This is a genomic window from Nigerium sp. (assembly GCF_039811905.1).
Taxonomy (GTDB): Bacteria; Actinomycetota; Actinomycetes; order Propionibacteriales; family Propionibacteriaceae; genus Propioniciclava.
The window spans coordinates 1-19,496 of record NZ_JBDHZL010000044.1 but is presented as its reverse complement, the minus strand read 5'-3'; the positions used below and the strand labels follow the sequence as shown (position 1 = coordinate 19,496).

The 19,496-nt window shown below is 66.2% G+C and carries 12 protein-coding genes and 1 pseudogene; 3 read left to right on the top strand and 10 right to left on the bottom strand.

Features of this window, described 5'->3' with window-relative positions:
* From WMJ97_RS09000 to WMJ97_RS08965, 8 genes and pseudogenes are all read right to left on the bottom strand, one after another.
* A pseudogene (locus WMJ97_RS09000) lies at positions 1-256 on the bottom strand (hypothetical protein); the annotation flags it as partial.
* A 121-nt stretch (positions 257-377) separates the two neighbouring features.
* The gene (locus WMJ97_RS08995) at positions 378-1,373 is read right to left on the bottom strand and encodes a hypothetical protein (protein WP_347348648.1); all 996 of its coding nucleotides are present in this window, start codon (positions 1,371-1,373) and stop codon (positions 378-380) included.
* A complete protein-coding gene (locus WMJ97_RS08990) occupies positions 1,370-1,777 on the bottom strand; it encodes a very short patch repair endonuclease (protein ID WP_347348647.1) in 408 nt (135 codons plus the stop codon). Before WMJ97_RS08990 ends, WMJ97_RS08995 begins: the two co-directional genes overlap by 4 nt.
* 38 nt (positions 1,778-1,815) lie before the next feature.
* On the bottom strand, positions 1,816-3,516 hold the full coding sequence (locus tag WMJ97_RS08985) for a DUF1998 domain-containing protein (RefSeq protein ID WP_347348646.1): 1,701 nt from the start codon (positions 3,514-3,516) through the stop codon (positions 1,816-1,818).
* Between the two features lie 5 nt (positions 3,517-3,521).
* Entirely contained in the window at positions 3,522-6,632 is a 3,111-nt protein-coding gene (locus WMJ97_RS08980) for a helicase-related protein (protein ID WP_347348645.1), read from the bottom strand.
* Positions 6,629-8,377 (bottom strand): UvrD-helicase domain-containing protein, encoded by a 1,749-nt coding sequence (locus tag WMJ97_RS08975; protein WP_347348644.1) that lies wholly within the window; start codon positions 8,375-8,377, stop codon positions 6,629-6,631. The genes WMJ97_RS08980 and WMJ97_RS08975 overlap by 4 nt, the downstream gene beginning before the upstream one ends.
* Positions 8,374-12,981: a DEAD/DEAH box helicase family protein gene (locus WMJ97_RS08970; protein ID WP_347348643.1), complete on the bottom strand. Its 4,608-nt coding sequence runs from the start codon at positions 12,979-12,981 to the stop codon at positions 8,374-8,376. Before WMJ97_RS08970 ends, WMJ97_RS08975 begins: the two co-directional genes overlap by 4 nt.
* Before the next feature lie 158 nt (positions 12,982-13,139).
* A complete protein-coding gene (locus tag WMJ97_RS08965) occupies positions 13,140-14,246 on the bottom strand; it encodes a DNA cytosine methyltransferase (protein ID WP_347348642.1) in 1,107 nt (368 codons plus the stop codon).
* A 598-nt stretch (positions 14,247-14,844) separates the two neighbouring features.
* Here WMJ97_RS08965 and WMJ97_RS08960 point away from each other — a divergent pair.
* Both WMJ97_RS08960 and WMJ97_RS08955 read left to right on the top strand, forming a co-directional pair.
* A complete protein-coding gene (locus WMJ97_RS08960; protein ID WP_347348641.1) occupies positions 14,845-16,407 on the top strand; it encodes a sodium-dependent transporter in 1,563 nt (520 codons plus the stop codon).
* Positions 16,404-16,562, top strand: a complete 159-nt coding sequence (locus WMJ97_RS08955) for a methionine/alanine import family NSS transporter small subunit (protein WP_347348640.1) — start codon at positions 16,404-16,406, stop codon at positions 16,560-16,562. Before WMJ97_RS08960 ends, WMJ97_RS08955 begins: the two co-directional genes overlap by 4 nt.
* 107 nt (positions 16,563-16,669) lie before the next feature.
* Here WMJ97_RS08955 and WMJ97_RS08950 read toward each other — a convergent pair whose 3' ends face one another.
* Together WMJ97_RS08950 and WMJ97_RS08945 are read right to left on the bottom strand one after the other, a co-directional pair.
* On the bottom strand, positions 16,670-17,464 hold the full coding sequence (locus WMJ97_RS08950; RefSeq protein WP_347348639.1) for a family 1 encapsulin nanocompartment shell protein: 795 nt from the start codon (positions 17,462-17,464) through the stop codon (positions 16,670-16,672).
* The gene (locus tag WMJ97_RS08945; RefSeq protein ID WP_347348638.1) at positions 17,461-18,492 is read right to left on the bottom strand and encodes a Dyp-type peroxidase; all 1,032 of its coding nucleotides are present in this window, start codon (positions 18,490-18,492) and stop codon (positions 17,461-17,463) included. The genes WMJ97_RS08950 and WMJ97_RS08945 overlap by 4 nt, the downstream gene beginning before the upstream one ends.
* 129 nt (positions 18,493-18,621) lie before the next feature.
* On the opposite strand from WMJ97_RS08945, the gene WMJ97_RS08940 reads away from it, so the two are divergent.
* Positions 18,622-19,496: aldo/keto reductase (locus WMJ97_RS08940; protein ID WP_347348637.1), on the top strand; the 875-nt coding region annotated here is incomplete at its 3' end.

The window sequence follows — 19,496 nt, the reverse complement described above, 5'->3', positions numbered from 1 at the left end:
ATCCAGTTGCAGCCGATGACCTGGGGTTGCGCATCCACTCTTCAAGCCAGGCGAATGGCCCGCCGAGTAGCGTCTGCAAAGCCCGTACGTCGTAGCCGAAGTGATTCTTGAACACCGCTGCAAGCATTGGCACGTACCACCGCGGTTGCGGAACGCCTTTGTGACCGACGAATCGCTTCAGATCGGAGTAGGTCACCGCGATCACCTCGATCCCATGGGCGCGCAGATCGGCCCGCTTCCTTGCATCATCCGCCAAGCGATTGCAGCTCGGGGAGGCGTGATACTCATAGCCGTCAGTGAAGATGGCTACGGGAGACCCGACGTGGGGCGAGGTCAGGACAAAATCTGGTCGACAGCCATGCAAACGCACCTGGGGGTCAAGGTCCCACGGATTGCCGTCCACTGTCGCGAACGACGTCGCCAGCCTTCTCGGGGGTTACCCCACTTGACGCGCCCATCTGATGAAGAAGGGTCGAGAATGCGGCCCTGAAGTGCTGTTCTAGGCTGGATTCGTCGTTGTCGTCTCGTGCCAGCCTAGCCAAGAGGGAGACTGGCGCCGCGAGGGCTCGGCTTTGGCCCGGGGTTATCGGATCCGGCGCACCGCGGTCCAGGTTGTTCGTGCGGGCGAGGAACTTGGTTGCCTCGAGCCGTCGAACGCTGCGCAGGGATGCCGCACCATCGGCGATCCATTCGCGCCATGATCCTGGAGCAAACTGAAGCGTCGCTTCAGCCGAAAGCCAGGGCTTGCGGCGGGCGTCCACCCACCGCCAGTCGAAGCGATCCTCCTCCAGGGACAGCACGGCGAGGTCGGCGACGTAGTTCGGGAAGGCGCGCCCCGTGGTCGGATCCTCGAGGATCACTTCCTGGACGTCCTCGATGACGACGAGTCCGCAGAACTCGATGAACCCCTTTTCGCGCGCGCCTTGGGGCGTCTCGACGGTGACTGTGCGGAACACCAGGGCGGGTGGTGCGCCGGCGCGGACCGAGGCAGAACCACTACGGTGCTTCGCCCAGACGTCGAGCAGCCGCCTGTTGCCCGTGGTCTCCCCGAGCGGAACCCGACTGGTGACCTTGTGGTCGCCGTAGTAGCGGATCTTCCCCGCGCCCATCCGATAGTCGTCGTGCCAGGGCGTCTCCACCGTTCCGGACTTGATCGGTGTTGACCGCAGCGAGAGCAGGGGCAGTCGCTGTCCGTCCGGAGCAGAGACGAGTCGAGGGGCGTTGATGCCGGCCTCCTGGAGCACGTTGGCTGCTTCGGGATCGGCTGGATCCCGCTGAATGCCCCAGTAGTTCCGATACGGGTGGGAGAGCCGATCGATGGCCCGGGGTTTGGTGTACCTGAGGATCTCGTGGACGGTGATGGTTCGGTTCATTCGGGGTTCGTCTCCTCGCTCGATCGCGGATTCCGCAGGCGGATGTAGGCATCGGCAATGGCGTCGGCGATGGCTTGGGTAGTCTCGTGTTCCCAGAAGCGCACGACGTTCCAGCCCTCCGCCCGGAGCCGTTCGGTGGTTTCGGCGTCACGGGCCATGTTCTTGGCCCGCTTCTCCGCCCAGAACTCCGGGTGGGTGGCCGGGACCGTGTAGTGCTGCTCGCAGCCGTGCCAGAAGCAGCCGTCGATGAAGACGATCAGGCGTGCCCTGGTGAAGACGATGTCTGCCCGGCGGCGTCGGTCGAAGTCGAGCGGTTCGTCCACGCGATAGCGCAGCCCTCGGGCGTGCAGGAGCCGACGGACCGCGAGTTCGGGGCCGGTGTCCCTGCGGCGGTTCGACTTCATGCTCGCCCTGGTTCCGGGGGAGCTCGCCCAGGACTCGGTCACATCTGGGTCAACCCGCTGAAGAAGCCTGCTCGGGGGTCGCTCGGGACGCCGATGAGCAGAGCTCGATCGAGGAGCGTGTTGCGATGTTCGCAGCTGGTCTCCGGGACAAGCAGGCAGGCGTGGCAGGCGGCGAGATTGAGGTTGTCGATGCCCGTCCCTTGCGATTCGATGCAAACCGGGTCGGACGTGCACCACAGCGCTCGCTGCATGGCGTTGCGGATGACGTCGGTCAGTCGTCCGGGTTCGCTCTGGGCGCAGAGTCCGCCGAGGCTGCCTGCGGAGTCGGCGGTGGCGGTGTAGATGAGGACTCCGGCCTGCCCGTCGGCGGCATAGATCCGCTCCCGGAGCGAGGCCACCGGGTAGCCGGCGTCCATGCTGAGTTCGTTCATCAGTGCGTGGGCGAACGAATGCACCAGCAACAGCCGCGCCGAGACCGTCGGACGGTAGAACGACGTCGCGGCGGCCCCGCGGATCAGCCCGGTACGCCTCTGTGCGAAAGCGCGCGCCGTCCAGTCCGTGACTCTGCCCTCGTCCAGCTTCACGAAGATGCCCTCGCCGAACACCTCCACCGCCGGCAGCCAGTCGATCGGTGCCGCGGAGAGGTTCGCGGCGGTCGCGTCGCTCTCGCCGGTGGGGAAAAGGCGGCTGAAGGATGTCAAGGCCGTGACCTCGCGCAGCCGGCTGACCTCGCGGACCTCCTCCACGAAGGACGCGAGCTCGGACCCGGTCGGCAGTTCGACCCGATTGCAGACGAACTGGTCCGAGGGGTCCTTTTCCGGGTGGCCGGACCGGATCGCGTCGTACTCCTGAGCGCGGAGCTTCTCCTCGTCGAGGGGTTCGCCGTTCCTGATGTCGGTGACGATCTCGACGAGCTTCTCCACGGTCCAGTGGCTTCCCGGCGGAATCCAGTCGCTCTGGGCGAAGACAGCGCTCAGCGTCGCATCGTCCAAGCCCTTGAGCCAGGCCCACGACATCTTGATCTTCGTGTGCACCTCCGACCATGGCGGGATGGAGATGGCGGATCGGAGATTGCCGAACCAGGTGCTGGAACTGCCTCGCTGGAGTGTTCGCGGGATCTCTTTGCAGGTCTCGTCGGCCGCCCCTGGCAGCCATGGCCGTTTGCCCTCGCACCAATGGATGCCAACAAGCGCTTTGGGGGAGAACGATCCGTCCATGGTCCGACTGGCCCCGCACGAGCAGCGGACCTCGATGTCGGACAGGGAGGACGTTTCGCCCTTGGTGACCAGGCTCAGGCTGGCCTTCCCACCGACATGCTGCTGGTTCGGGGAGTGCGCCCACTGGTAGTAGGGGAAGTCGGAGATGTGGCCGAACTTGCACGCGACCACGAAACGTGACGGCACCACGACATGATTGTCGTCGGGGCAGCGCGGACTCTTCTGGGTCGTGTCGAAGTGCTTCCACACATCGAGTCGGCGGCATTCCGGGCAGAAGTAGTAGCGGGGGAAACGGACGACCGGGATGTCGCCGCCCTTGCTGCGGCCGGCCGACGGGCTACGCAGGAGCGACACTCCGAGGCTCTTCGCCAGCCGCGGTTCAGCGATCTCCGGGCAGTGATCGGGATGCCAATGGTCGATCCCGCAGATCATCAGGCTCTGTTCCGGCGCTGGGAACATCGCGCCGACACCGAAGGTGCCGATCAGCTGGGAACGTCGAGACTCACCCAGAATTCTGGCCACAGGAGTCACCCCTTCTCGGAGATCTCGTAGAAGCTGCTGACCGCATCGACATCCCGAAGGCTGGTTAGGGTCGCCCAGGGTGCGCCCTCGACGGGGAATGCTGGCGGACTGTTTGTGTCGGTGAGCGTGCTGTCGGCCTGGCCCAGAAGCGCCCCGGCGCCGTTGAGCCACCCGGCGTACTTGAGGTTGCCGTGCTGACCAGCTTCTGCCCACGCGTGAACGAGCTGCCGCAACTGCGCCTCGGTCGCGCTGACCTGTTCGGGTGCGACCCGTTGAGCGCGCTCCAGGATTCGCTGGACGACCGGATCCAGGACGTCCGGCGTCGTCGAGACCAACGCCGCGGCGATGTCGGCCGAGAGTTTCGGCTCGGTGTTCCGGGCGTAGGCGACCAGACAGCCGTGCAGGCCGCGGTCCCTGGCGCGTGGCGAGAACGGTGTGGCGCTGTTCGGCTCCACCTGGCGGTACAAACCCCGGTGGTAGGTCGAGAAGGACTCGTAGTGGGACAGGTCGCGGGACCGGGTGGAGTTGTAGATCACCACGACCAGGCCCGGATTGCGGCGCCCGACGCGGCTGGTCGCCTGGATGTACTCCGCCGTGGCCTGTGGCTGCCCCATCACCGCCATCAGCCCGAGTCGGTCGACGTCGAGGCCGACCGAGATCATATTGGTGGCGAGCACGACGTTCAGTGGTTCGTTCTGGCTGCCGTAAGCCCAGCCGAGTTGCATGAGCCGTTCGGGGATGTCGGAGGAGGCGATTCGGGACGTGAGTTCGGACGGCTCTCCCGGATCTCGCTCCGTCGTGCCGTGCCGGTTCGCGATGACCTGCATCTGCGCGGGCACGTCATCGGTCACCTGCATGGCCGCGCCGCCGAGCACTCGCAGGCTGTTGAAGTAGCCCATCAGCGTCCAGTAGGCATCGCGCACCTCATCGGGGGCATCCAGGTCGGCCGCGGCCTGAAGCAGCGCAGCATAGGTGCGGACCATCAGGTAGGTGTGCGTGACGCCCTGGGCCATCACCCCGACGTACTGCCGGGTTCCGGTGTTTTCCGGGTCGGCGTCTGTGGAGAAGAAGGAGTCACCGGAGTCGAGGCCCGGTGGCGGGAACTGCCGCGCCTCGCGGTCGAAGACGCTCGCCATCTGAGCGGTCGCCCGGCGAATGGTGGCGGTTGAGGCGATCAGCTTGGGGCGGTGACTGCCCTCGTCCGTGCACGCGGCGTCGACCGCGGTCTCGTAGAGCCCGACCATGGTGCCCAGCGGCCCGCTGATCAAGTGCAACTCGTCCTGAACGATCAGATCCGGTTTCGGATGCGCTCCATCGACCGAGAAGAGGGACTGTGCCTCCGCCCGCCACGCCATCATCGCGAACTTGTCCACGGTCCCGATCACCAGCGAGGGGCGAACCGCATAGACCTCCGAATCCACGACGTGGGCCGGAATACCGCTGTGGAACTCACAGGTGGTGTTCGGGCAGCGGATGGTCATCTGCGCCTGTGGGAACTGCTGGATCCAGTAGTCGTTGGGTGAGAGGTGGGTCCCGCACCAGGGGCAGCGTGTCAGCTGCATGGGGTTGTTCTCGTTGAGCGACTCGCCCCTCTTCAGCTTGGCGAGGGCGGTCTTGGCGTCCTGGAGGTTGTTCGGCGTCGCCGCCTGTCCCACCCATAGCCCGAGGCTGATCCCGGCACTGGAGGGTAGTTCGCTCTTGCGGATCAGCTCGAGGGCGCAGATGAGCCCAGCCGCTCGTTCGAACTGCTGCAACGTGAGCAGGCGAAGTGTGTAGCGCATGAGCACGGAAACGCCGCCGTGCTGCGGGTTCTTGATGCGGCGCAGCAGGATCGCGAACCCGATCAGGCCCAGGTAGGCCTCGGTCTTGCCGCCACCGGTCGGGAACCAGAGCAGGTCCGCGAGGTTGCGCTCAGAGTCGTCCGGGTCGGCGAGACCGCGGATGTTCATCAGGATGAAGGCGATCTGGAACGGGCGCCAGTACTGTTCAGCCGGAGCGGCGCCGTTCCGGATCCATTCCTGCTTGTTCCGTTGCTCGTGCATGGCGCGGTTCATCAGCTCGAACGCACGCCTGACCTCGGCGTCGTCGTGCAGCCTTCGCAGGCCACCTTCCATTCGATCGGCGGCGGTGGTCGCCAGAGAAAGGTGCTGGTCGGCGGTCTCCTTGAGGTGATCATCGGTGAGGGTGGGGATGCGGAGTCGCTGGTCCTCGATCCAATCCCGGTACCGCTGGACGAGTTGCTCGAGAAGGGCGAACCCCCGCCCCTCTGCGAATGCCGACATCGGAAGCTTGGGCACCCGCTTGATCTTCGTGTCCGCGCGCAGGACATCGCGTGCGGGGATGAAGGCCATCCGCAGTTCGGTGACGACGTCCGCGTCGGTCCATTCGACGGCGCAGCCGTGACCGATCGCCAGGTTGCGTGCATCGCGGAACAGCAGCCGATTGCTGGCGACGTCCGCGTCTTCGAGCCCCGTCGAGGTATGGGTCGGACGGTCGAGGAAGCCGTTGGGGCAGGCCACCTTCAGCTCCACCTGATACCAGGCGTAACCGTCCCGCAGTCCCTGGGCGGGCGACTCGGCCGTGTTGACCAATGCCAGCGTGATGGGTCGTGCGCCCGACCTGGTCTCGCGGACGACGACGTGGAGCTCGAGCGTCGGGGCGATAGTGATGGGGCGCAGCACGCCGATCGAGTCGACCGACACGGCGACGGGCGGTGGTGTGACGGGGCGGCGGTGCCACTTGCCGTCCTTGTCCTCGTACCGGGCGGCCGCCACCTCGACGCTGAGCTCTGTTGTGGCCCCGTCGACGCTGAACGACATTCCGAAGGCGGACGGATAGCGCACGTGGCTCAGCGAGACCGGTGTGTCGACGGCCTCGAAGGTGTCGGTGCCCTCGTCGCTGTCAGGGATCTGACGATCGGCTTCCGGCCCCGGGATTGCCCCGTCTGCCTCTTCGGTGGGTTTCTGTTGGGGCTCCTGGGGGAACAGGATCCCGGTGACGAACCGGTTCATCGGTGTCTCGGTGACGACGGCGACGTTCGGCGACCCGATCAGCTCGTCCCTTAGTGCCTGCACCATGAAGTCGCGGGCGGCGTAGAAGGCCGCTGTTTCACTCATGCCCTTCTCCAATCGAGGTCTGCGGGGCCGACGATGAGGGGGCTCAGCCATAAGCCGTTGCTTCCGACGGGCCCGGCCTGGGGTGGGCCGGCCACCGTTTCGACGCCGGCGAAGTAGGTCCCGGCGATGTTCGGCCAGCCGTCGTGTTTGCCCAGCCGCCGGTTGAGCACTTCGATGAACCGCTCGCCCAGCGTGCCGATGTGAACGTCGTCGACGTAGGCGTCGTATCGCGGTCGGCTCAAGGTGGACTCGTATGCGGTGAACCGGATGTCAACAGGGACGGGGGTGCCTGCGCTGGCCAGTGTTCGCAGGAGCTCCTGGGCGCTCCGGGGATCGTTATCCGCAGCGGGCGGTTGCGGTTCGCGCCAGTCGGACCCGCGGATCTCGAACCCGGTGGTGCCCTTCCCCTTGTAGTTGGTGCGGAAGGCGCGCTCGGTCCTGTCGTCGGTGCGCCAGTACTTCGCCTCCTTGTCGCGGGTGAAGGTGAACAATCTGCGACGAGGTCGCGTGATAGCCACATAGAGCGCGCGGCCGTAGGCCGCGTCCTCGTCGCCGTACCACTCGTCCGGATCCAACAGCATGACTTGATCGAACTCGAGCCCCTTGGCCCGGTGCACAGTCGACACCGTGATGTGCTCCCGCCGACGGGTCAGCGCGACCGGTACGATCCCCGAGGCGAGCCGTTGAGTCAGTTCCCTGACGTTCAGGAACTTCGTTTTGCCACTGGTGATGCGACGGCAAAGGCTCCACGCCTCGCTCGGATCGATCGGAGCCACCGCCCTCGCGAGCTCCTCGAATTGATCGCGGGTGAGCGAGCCGGGCGCATCCGCGAACGCCTCGGCCAGCCAGGGATCGATCGAGCGATCGGCGGCCCGGGCGAGAAGTTCGATCTGCACGCCGCGCTCCTGCAGACGGCGGGCGACGGTGAGCGCTTGGGCGTTGGACTGGGTGAGGATCGCGACATCGCCGGCTGATCCATTCAGCTGTTCGGCCAGACCGTCGAGATCGAAGCTCGGCTTCGCCGTCACGAACCGCTGCATCTCGTTGATCCAGGCGATGTCCGCCCGATCCGTCCCGCGGAGTGTCATTGCGAGACGAGCATCGTCTGTCTGCGCGCGGTACTGGCCTCCGAGCTCGACGTCGACCGCGTGCAAGTCCTGAGCGGCCTGCAGGAGGAGGTCCGGATCGTCGAAGTTCTCTTCGAGCTGGAAGTCGTAGATGCCCTGCCGGGGGTCTCCGAGCATCGTGAACCCGACGTCTTCGGGGAGGCTCTCCAGCAAGAGCCGGACCAGGTCCGCACGAACTCCAACTACATCCTGTGCTTCGTCGATGATGACGTGGCGGACGTCCGGGAGAGGATCTTCGATCTCGTCATTCGCCAGTAGTTGCGCCAGCCTCTTGATGCGGGTGTCGAACCCGAGACCGGTGACGTCGACCTCCGTGTCGGAGAGAATTCGGGTCGCAAGGCTGTCGAGCGTGGTCACCCATACCCACGATCGCGCGCCGTTGAGCCGCTGTCGCCGTTGGATCGCCTCGACGGCCGCGCGCGAGAAGCTGATCACCAGAACCTCGTTGCCGCCCAGATTCTCCGCCTCGAGGAGGTACTGGATACGTGCGCTGACCGTCTCGGTCTTGCCGCTCCCTGGCCCCGCAGTGACGTAGAGCCGCTCCTCGGCTGGTGCTTCGGCGACACGCCGCTGTTCGTTGTCCAGTTCGATGGTGCGGTCGTCAGTCGTGATCGTCACTGATCTGGCCTCCACAGGTAGTCGAAGTGGTGGAACGCGAGCTGGCCGCCGTACTGCTCAAGGTTGTCGGCGACGTTGACGATGAGCACCTGCTCCGAGCCTCCGTTAAGCGGCCCTCGCAGGCCGCGTCCGATCATCTGTTGGTAGAGGTTGGGGCTGAAGGTGGGTCGGGTCACATAGACCGCCTGGACCTTCGGCGCGTCGAAGCCCTGTGTGAGAACGGCGTAGTTGGTGAGTACGCGGATGTCACCGTCGCGGAACTGTTCTATGTACCGGCGACGCAGAGCAGGATCCGTCGCCCCAGAGATCGGTCGAGAGGCGATGCCGTAGTAGCTGAGTTCCGCCGCGAGTGCTCGGGCGTGTTCCACCGAGCTCGCGAAAAGGAGCGTCGTCCACTCATCCGGTTGGCGGGTGATGGACTCCAGGATCACCTGGTTGCGCTCGAAGTTCTGACCGACCGAGTTCTCCACATCGCGGGGGAGAGTGCCGAACTGTCCCAGGTGCCTCTCCAACTCGGGCGTCCAGGCGATGTTCATTCCGCTCAAGACCTCCTGCTGAACGTGCGCGAGCATTCCACGCTCCTGCAGGTAGTGGTAGGGCTCCTCTTCGCCGAAGACGCCGTCGTCGAGCTGGTTGTGGCTGTAGCGGCCGACGAGGCGCTTGGTCTCCTCCTCATTGTGGCCCCGGTACGCGGTCGCGGTGAGCCCGAGAAGAGGCGTCGTCATGCGAGTGGTGATGCTCTCTCCACCCAGCCAGCGGAACACGTTCGTGTAGCTCGGCGCGATCGACGTGTGCGCTTCGTCGACGATGATCAGGGCGGACTCCTTGAGCCATTCGTAGGCCGGCTTGTCGATGGCTTCCCGGAGCTTGTCGATCGTCGCGACGACTACCTGGAACGTTTCGGGCCCGGCCTCGCTCGCTTCGTTCCCGCGCCAGAAGCGGGAGATCGTCATCGAGCCGCGCCCGATGGCCCGCCAGACATACGCCCACGCCTGCACGGCCTGTTCGCACAGCTCCTCGGACTGACCGATCCAGATCACAGGGCCGCCCAAAGGCTTCGCCGCGGCGATCTGAATGACCGCTTCCACGGCGACGCGGGTCTTTCCCGCGCCCGTCGGGAGCGTGACCATGCCGCGCTTCTCTGTTCGCGGCAGGGTGAGCAGATCGCGGATCCTCTCGACGACCCTCTCCTGATAGTCGTGCAGGGGGCTCAGGGTGACCGGCCCGTCCACGTCGAGGACTGGGGACAGGTTCGCGCCCGGGAAGCCTGCGTACTCGGGCGGGAAACCCAGCCCTTCCACGAACTTTCGGGCCTCGCGAGATCCGGCCCACACGCGAGGGGGCTCCAGGCCCGCTTCGGTGAGCTCGGGTCGCAGCTCGCTCAACACGAGGTAGCCGTGCACCGACAGTGCGAGTTCGGCCAACTCGGAGGGGCTCAGTGGGGATCGTTTGGCCCGCTCGAGGTCATCGATCGCCGTCTTGGGCAATCGAGCGCGCAACGTGTCCTCGCCCACGGCGATGACAAGCTTCTCGGCGAGATCGTCGGCGGCGCGGATGTCGAGCCGTAGCTTGCTCCGTGCCTGTCGCTCCATCTGGTCGATGACCAGGTGAACGTTCACCCTGACCCGCAAAGCGTCGGCCAGGCGTTCGAGGATCTGTTGTTCGCTTCCGTTGATGACGTGCAGCACGTCTTCGGAGCGGTGGAACAGGACAGCTCGAGTCTCCTGGCCCTTCGGCGTGGAGATGAGTACGTCGATGGCTGAGCAGGTCTGTACGAGCAGGTTGTCGAGGTCGGCGATCTCCCGGTCGTAGATCCGTAGCGGCGGGTAGCGGTCGATCAGCAGTGTCGGTTCGCTGTCGGGGTGGGCGACGATCTCCTCCCGCAGCATGTCGCGGCCGTCCGCCAACCCCCAGTGATTCACGAGATCGGCGTGGTCTGCGGCGTCGGTGGTGAGGAGCGCAGGGATCCCGGCGAGCATGAGTGACGAGTAGACCTCGGCGTCATCCGTCGCCGCGGCGTCGCCGGGAGCGACGCGCATCGTTCCGTTCACCGAGCGTTGGGCAAGGATGGACTGGGGTGCGGGCACGCCCGTCCGAGCCGCGAGCGCATACACCGTGGTGCGATCCACGGGCCGCCGCGTCTCGGTGTCTCTGAGGAACGCCTCCCATTCCGCCTCGCCCCATCCCGAACAGTCTTCGGGAAGCTTGAGTGCTTCGGCCCAAGACGTCGACACGTCGGCTTTCGGGAAGCAATCCGGGAGCGGCGAATCCGGGCTCAGGCAGATCGAGGGGTCGACCGGCCCGATCGATGTGGGTAGCGCGCCGTAGTTGACAATCCGCACTGCGGCCGGATTAGGGATGCTCTTGACCGGGAAGTGGTTGCTGGTGGCATGCATCACTTTCCATCGCTCGTAGCAGGCGAAGTCGAGGATGCGTCTGGTGATCGCAGCTTTGCCGGGCAGGGTGAGAGACGACATCAATTCCAGTGGCCAGGGAACGTCGGGTCCCACTACTGCCACTCTGTCTGGTTGAAGAGCGTTCTGCGATGGAAGCTGGTTGCAGTAGCGCTCCGCCCGTTGGGCCTTGTATCCGACCAGCCAGGGTTCGTCCGGTAGCCCGCTCACCAACCGAGGTGAGGACACCGCACCGCAGCGTTCAAGCAGAGCCTCGTCCCTCGTATGGAACACCGGATCGATCAGGTACTCGGCATCCCGCGAGCCATCCCCCGGGATGACCTCGCCGGCGAGGAAACAGCGCTCCAAGTGGCGCCACTTCCCACTCTTCATCCGCGCGGCGACGGACCGGGTCAGAGGTGGGGGCAGCTCCTCCCGAAAGATGAGCAGTGCGGTCTCGACGTCCACCTCGCGCGAGAGGTGCCAGATTCTTGTCCAGGCGAGGGACTCAGGTGCTGCTTGGAGCGCTGCTCTGAGCTCTCCCGCCGGGTTGAGCACCTCGATTCCCAGTGTTGCGAGAGCATCGCCGACCCCGGTGATCTTCGTCAGGTCCGGGTGGATGAAGTCGTGGTCGCTGGAACCTTCCTCGCTTCTGAGGAAGATCTTGCCTCTCTCGGGCCGTGCCAGCTGTCCGTCCTCCAAAAGCACGATGTGGGCGCGGCGTACATCGGGCAGGTAGTCGCGGTTGGTGCTGATGATCTTGGCGGCCAGCCGAAGCGCGGCCGCGCTCGCGTCTGGTTCCCCGTCCGCAGCTACTGCGTCGATCCAGGATGTCAGGCTGACCGTGCTTCCCCTGCCACCAGCGATGAGGCGCTCGGCCTTGAGTCGTCGCTCGGCGGTGCGGTCGACCGAATGGTGCACCCAGGAACCTGGGCGCGACGTCGACCATGCTTCCTTCCAGGCCTGTGGCAGGCCAGCTGGGTGAAGAGTGAGCTGGGCGGGGCGCCGAAGCGTGCCATCTTGATCGGGGACACATGTCGCCTTGGACGTGGCTTCGAAGATCGGCTCGTTGATCTTGTCGTCTGCCCACGATCGAGCCTCCTTGCCGCGGGCCGGCAGTGCGTCCAGCAGGGCCGCCGGGTCGCCGGATGACTTCATCCTCGCCAACCCGCGTGCCACGAGGCCGGGCAGGACCTCGATGAGCAGCTCCTCGTTGTAGTCACCCGGCACCATGGCCAGACGATCAGAACTCAGCTTCCAGGGCGCATTGGCGATGCCCGAAAGCGTCGTCTGGATGTTCGTGGGGAAGTAGGCCCAGACGCTTCCCAACCCACGCGCCCCAGGCACTGATACCGCCCACGAGACCTCCACAACGGGTCGCCTGATGATCTCCCCGGCGTCCTCGAGCGCCCTCCTGGTCAGTTGGTGGATCGTGGATTCGACGATCCAGCGAGACGTCTGTTCGTTGTCGGAGATCAGGACTTCGCCGACGTCGTTGGTCGACCTCCGGAAGGTGCGGTGGAGCGAGGCGCCTCGATCATCCAGGTGCATCTCGGTGATGTCCGGCGAGAACAGCAGGAATGCGGCCGGAAACTTCTCGATATCCTCGCCCAAGGTCCTCTGACCCGCCTTGAGCGACACGCGCACGATCGTGGATGCCCACGTCATGAGGCTCGCGAGTACGGGGTCTCGCTCCGACTCTGGACCAGGCTCGATCACCTCGGCCAGACGCAGCATCGGATACCGCGGAGAGGCGAGGCCCGCGGCGGAGATGGTCTGCGCAGACCGGTCTCTGTCGAAGGTGAAGGAGGCGGATCGGCTGAAGATCGCGACATGGTCGCTGATCGCGGTGACTGACTTGAACCCGAGCCCGAACTGGCCGATGTCTTCGCCCGACTTACGTGAGAGGTGGCTGGCCAACAGGCTCTGGGCGCCGACCTCTGTGAAGGGCTTGCCACCGTTGGCGACGTAGAGAGACTTGTCCGTCAGGATCGCGTCGATCCTGCCTGGGGAGCCACGCAGGGCGTCGGCAGCGTTCTGAAGGAGTTCGAACAGCTGCTTGCGCCCGTAGCCACCCTCGGCGGCGGTGACCTCGATGGCCGCGTCCTCCTCGACGCGCCGGGGGTCTTCTCGGTACACACTCAGGCAGGCCTGGGTCTGACGGTTGATGAACTCTCCGAGGTCCGCCCCGGGTCCTGCCCAGTCCTGCACTGCAACTCCTGCGTGCCGTCGCTTCTAAGATCATCAGCATTCAATCAGATGACTCCGACAGAAACCGGACGTCCCTCGAGTTTCAGGCCTTTCGTCACCCATGGGGATGACAAAATATCGTTCGCGAAGCGGTTCGAGTTGCGCCAAGCCGGCGGCGCTCAGGCGCCCGGCGTCGTGAGTAATGCTGCGGCGCTCTTGCCGATGCGTTGGCCGATCGCCTTTCCGAGGGGGATCGGCACTGCGTTTCCGATCTGCCGGGCGATCGAGAGCCTGGAGCCCACCCACTGGTAGTCGAGAGGGAAGCCCTGGAGGACCGCCGCCTCAAGATGGGTAATCGCCCGATGCTCCTCGGGATGGAGGTAGCGACCCTTCTCGGGCTTGAAGAACTCGGTGCGGATGGTCACGGAGGGTCGATCCCAGTACAGGCGACCCATCACGTCTCCGGAACCGGATCGGTGCTTCTTCCAGCAGGGAGCCAGCAAGCGCTCGTCGATGTCGAAGCGGTTCCCACCTGCAGGTATGCACGCGAAGCGCTGGAGCGAGAGGTCGGAGTAGTTGCGTCCGACATGGAGCTCCGAGGTCCGGAAAGGGCCGGCATAGTCGCGTCCGCCGACCGTGATTCGGCGCTCGGGAAGATCCCGCTTGGGTTGGGCCACGATGTCGCGGAAGGCGTCCTCCACCGACCTGTGGCAGCTCACGTGGGTCTTCACCGGCCAACCGGGGAAGGGTAGGTCGCGGCGGTGTCCGATCAGGACGGCGCGGCGACGCGCCTGGGGCGCGCCGTAGTCCGCCGCATTCAGAACGGCGGCCTGAAACGCATAGTCGTGCAGCGACCCGCCGTCGGAGAACTCGGATTCGAACTGCTTGAACTGAGGGGACTGCAGGAAAGCGGCGACATTCTCCACCACGAAGTGTGCGGGCTCGGTGACAACAATCGTGTGGGCGTATTCGCGCCACAACGCGTTGCGCTCGTCTTCGACGTCCTGTTTTCCGAGTTGAGAGAACCCCTGACAGGGCGGGCCGCCGATGATCACATCGATTGCAGGCATCGTCGCGGTCTGCAGCCAGTCCTCGATCGGGCCGACGTAGATGTCTGCCTCGGGGTGGTTCAGTGAGTAGGTCGCCGCAGCTTCGGGATCCATCTCTACCGCCTGAACGGTTTCGAAGTATCCCGAGTGACGAAGGCCCTCGCTGAGGCCGCCGGCCCCGGCGAATAGATCGAGGACCCGCAGCTTCGTCGTCGGTCCGGCCCCCTCGATGCTCACCCCTTGATCCTAGAGGCAGGGGCCGACTCAGCTCTCCGAGACGCGCCCGTCGCGGCCTGCGAGCACAGCGAGCAGCGTGGAGTAGGTACGACCCCGGCCCTGGGGCTCGATGACTTCCGTGACTAGCGACGCGTTGCGAAAGCGCATCCTCGTGGGCGGAGCAGCGACCCACGTCTCGCACACCGGCGACCGTCCCATCGCAATCACCTGGAAGCTAGCCGGCCCGATGCCTCCCGACCTCTACTCAGAGACCGCCCTGGCGATTGGATGAGTACGCATCGCTCCGGCTTGGGGCAAGCCTGGGCGAGGTCGATCGAGACCATCAATCCGCGGATTTCAAAAGTTGAATCTTGTACATTGGGCGTGCACGAAAGTGATTACGCAACCGTAAGTTGCGTAGTGAAAACGATTTCCGAGACGGTCTTTTAATCCGCGGGTTCAGGGTTCGATTCCCTGTGGGCCCACGGCCGCTCGTCCGGTGAAGCCGCGATCGCCGACGATTGGGCACTCCCACACGACTCCTCCGGGTGAGACGCGTGGCATCGACGGAGACAGGGCGTTACGTTGTCGGCGCATCAACCGTCGTGAGAGGACGTTCATGGCCAACGACACCGCCGCACCCCGGGAGCAGTTCTCGGGCCAGTTCGGGTTCCTGATGTCGGCGATCGGGTCGGCCGTGGGGCTAGGCAACATCTGGCGCTTCCCGGGCGTCGCGTACACCAACGGGGGCGGCGCGTTCATCATCCCGTACCTCGTCGCGCTGCTGACGGCCGGCATCCCGATCCTGATGCTCGACTACGGCCTCGGCCACCGGTTCCGCGGCTCGGCGCCGGCGGCCTTCCGGCGGCTCGGCAAGCCGTTCGAGGTGATCGGCTGGCTCCAGGTCGCGATCTGCGTCGTGATCATGAGCTACTACGTGGTCGTGCTCGCCTGGGCGGTCTCCTACCTCGGCTTTTCGCTGAACATCGCCTGGGGCTCCGACCCGGCTAAGTTCTTCACCGGCGACTTCCTCCACGTCAGCGACCCGGGCTTCACGGCGTCCCTCGATTGGGCGGTCTTCTGGCCGGTCGTGGGCCTGTGGATCTTCGTGCTCATCGTGATGTCCGGACGCGTGAACAAGGGCCTCGAACTCGTCAACAAGGTGGCGATCCCGCTGCTGCTGGTGATGTTCCTGGCGCTCGTCGTGCGGGCGTTGTTCCTGCCGGGCGCCGTCGAGGGCCTCAACGCGTTCTTCACCCCCGACTGGCCCGCCCTGGCCAACCCGCGCGTCTGGGTGGCCGCCTACACGCAGATCTTCTTCTCCCTCTCCGTCGCGTTCGGCATCATGCTGACCTACTCGAGCTACCTGAAGCCGCGCGCGAACCTCGTCCCCACCGGGTTCGTCGCCGCATTCGCGAACAGCTCGTTCGAGCTGCTGGCGGGCTTCGGCGTGTTCGCCACGCTCGGGTTCATGGCCCACACCCAAGGCGTCGCGGTCAGCGACCTCGACCGCATCACCGGCGTGACGCTGTCGTTCATCACGTTCCCCCAAGTCATCTCCACGATGCCGGGCGGCCCGTTCTTCGGCGTGATGTTCTTCGGCTCGCTGCTGCTGGCCGGCTTCACGTCCCTGGTGAGCATCCTCGAGGTGATCGTCGCGGCCGTCCGCGAGAAGTTCAACCTGCGGCGTCCGGTGGCTGTGGCGATCATCATCGGCGTCGGGTTCGTGCTGTCCGTCGTCCTCTTCTCGACGACGAACGGACTCAACGCGCTCGACATCGTGGACGCCTTCGCGAACAACATCGGCATCCTCGGCGCCGCGGTGTTCGAGTGCGTCGCGGTCGTCTTCATCGCCCGGAAGCTGCGCGACATCCAACTCCACCTCAACCAGATCTCCACGCTGAAGCTGGGGTCCTGGTGGCGGTGGGCCATCGGCATCCTGAACCCGATCGTGCTCGCCTACATCCTGGTCGTTACCGTGGTCACCTACGCGACGGCCGGCTACGACCCGAAGAGCTACCCGGCGACCTTCAACATGACCTTCGGCTGGGGGACCGTCCTCTTTATCGTCCTGCTCGCCGTCGTCGCCACCATGCTGAAGTGGCGCACCGAGGTCGACAGGTTCACCCCCGTGCCGCTGGAAGGCCGGACGCACCGCGCCGGTGAGGAGGTGTCCGCATGAGCGCCCTCGCGCTGGTCATGATGATCGTGGCCATCCTGATCATCTGGGGCGGCCTGGTGTTCTCCACGGTCTTCCTGGTGACCCACCCGCTGTCGTCCGAGTACCATCCGCTCGACGATCACGAGTACGACCGGTACCCCGAATACGAGATCTGACGCGGGCCGCGTTCCCTCGGACGCCGTCCTCCCAGGACGCCGCCGGCAGCCGGCCGTCAGCGGCCGACCGCCGGGGCCCCACGTGCTCGGGGACGCCCTCGGCGTCCTCAGCGGATCGCGACGCTCGCCTCACTCGTATAGACGAGGAACGTCAGCGTCTCCTGGTGGTACAGCTCGATACTGTCGGCGTCGTGCGAGAGGTACCCGATCGAGAGATCCTGGCCGAGGTGCAGTGCGTAGTCGCCGCCGCGCGTCGACAACAGCAGCGCCCCGTCGAGACCGGGCGCCCACACGATGTCGCCGACCACGTGCTCGAGATGTTCTCGGATCGGGTAGCCGTGATCGGTCGTCTCCGACACCGCCGTGTACAACTCAGCCGACAGGCACAGCGCGTACGGCCCGTCGACGCCCGCGAGCCGCAGGGCCGAGGCCGCCTTGGCCACGGCGTCCGGGAACTCGCGAACATCCTCCGGCAGGGCGACCGGCTCGTTCGAACTGGTCGGCACGATGCCGTCGATGCCCGCCGCCTCGTTGCCGTGGAAGATCGCCCGATCCTCCGCGAGCGCGAGCCGCTCGACGGCGTCCTTCACCGGCTGCCAATCAGAATCCTTCGAGCCGCGCTCGACGTCGTCGACGGCCGCCCGGCTCACCCGGAACGGCACGCGCAACTCGACCACGAGTTGCGCCACGCGCTGGCGCGCCTCGACGCCCGGCTCGGGCGAGTCGAGTTCGCGCAGGTGCCCGGTGCCGACCGCCGCCAACCCGACGCCCTCAGGCCCCTCGACGTCGACGACACGACGCCCGGCGATCCAGCGCGTGAACGTGCGACGCGTTTCCTCCTCGATCTCGTTCCACGCCGCATCGGTGATGGGGGCGAGGTTGCGGTGCAGGTTGTTGCTCATGATGCGCTCCTTTTGAGGCTGCCGATGCCGAGCGACCCGTCGGAGGCGCGCCCGGGCGTTGATTCGTTGGCGGACGCCGTGCCCGAAGCGGACGCGGCGGCGAGGTAAGGCTCCGGATCGTCCAAGAAGTCGGCCGGGGGCACGAAGAACAGGCACCCGGTCTCGGCGGTCGAGAAGTCGAGGATGCGGTCGTAGTTGCCGGGCGGCTCGCCGATGAACATGCGCCGCAGCATCAGCTCGGTCGTGCCCGGGTCGGCCGCGTATCCGATGAAATAGGTCCCGAGGACGCCGTCGCCGACCGACCCGAACGGCAGGTTCTGCCGGAAGATGTCGTGCTCCGTCCCGTCCGGATCTTCGATCGTGTTGGCCGTGACGTGGCTATTGGTGGGCCGCACGTCGTCGGGGATCTCGATGTCCCCGTGCTTGGTGCGGCCGATCACGCGTTCCTGTTCTTCGACCGACAGCGAATCCCACGCTGTCATGTCGTGCACGTACTTCTGGACGATCACGTAGCTGCCGCCCGCCCACGTCGCATCCTGCTCCGGGGAGAGGTACACGGTGTCGAGCGCATCGGGCCCCGTGGGGTTCTCGGTGCCGTCGACGAAGCCGAGCAGATCCCGGTCATCCCAATACCGGAACCCGTGCACCTCATCGACCGCCTCGACGCTGCTGCCGAGCGCGGTCATGGCGTGCCGGGCCAGCTCGAAGCAGACATCCATCTGCGTCGCGCGCACGTGGACGAGCAGGTCGCCGGGTGTCGCGACCGCCGTGTGCTTGCCGCCCCCGATCGGCTCGAACGGGTGCAGGTACGCGGGCCGAGGGACGCCGTACAGACGATCCCACGCCTCAGCCCCAATGCCGACCACGACCGTGAGCAGCGATTCCGGATTGCGGAAGCTCACCGAGCGGTGGAGCGCCGCGATCTCGGCGATGCCGGCGCGCGCTTCGCCCTCGCGCCCGGGGCGCACGGTCAGGGTGAGGAAGATCGCCGACTTGGCGGGGGTGGTCACGATGTCCTGGGGTCTCACGGTCCCTACCCTACTTGTCGGGGCCGACAGGGCAGCCCACCCGATCACCCGCCCGGACGCCCGCCGCCCGGCGCGGCGGGCGTCCGGGCGGGCCGAAGGGCCCTCCGACAAGGGAGATAGGCTGGACCCATGGAGCAACGCAGCCTCGGACAGTTCACGGTGTCGGCCATCGGGCTGGGGGCGATGCCGTTCTCGATGGGGGGCAACGAGCGCCCGCCGCACGAGCGCGCGCTCGCGACCGTCCACGCGGCGCTCGACGCGGGCGTCACCCTGATCGACACCGCGGATATCTACGCCCCCACCTGGGACGCCGTCGGCGACAACGAGCGCATCGTCGCCGAGGCGCTGGCCACCTACCCCGGCGACACGACCCACGTGGTCGTCGCGACGAAGGGCGGCATCACGCGCTTCGAGGGCGAGGGCTGGGGCCGGGACGCCTCGCCCGCCTACCTGCGGGCCGCCGCGGAGGCGTCCCGGGAGCGGCTGGGAGTCGACCGCATCGACCTCTACTACTGGCACCGTCCCGACCGGACGCAGCGCTACGCCGACGTCGTTGAGACGCTCGCCGAGCTCAAGTCCGACGGGATCATCGCCGAGGTCGGCGTCTCGAACGCGAACGTCGAGGAGATTGAGGTGGCGCTCGACGTGCTCGGCGAGGGCGGCCTGGCGGCCGTCCAGAACCAGTTCTCGCCCACGTTCAACCACACCTCCTACGGCGAGCTCACGTTCTGCGGCGAGCGCGGGATCGCGTTCCTGCCGTGGTCGCCGCTGGGCGGCACCGGTGGGGGAGCGGCCGCCGTCGGCAACCGGTTCCCCGTCATCGCGCAGATCGCGGACGCCCACGGCGTCAGCCCCCAGCAGGTCACCCTCGTCTGGGAGCTGTCGCTCGGCGGGCACGTCATCCCGATCCCCGGGGCGTCACGGCCGGCGTCCGTCATCGACTCCGCGCGGGCCGCCGAGCTCGCGCTCGACGACGACGAGCTCGAGCGCCTGAGCGGCGCTCT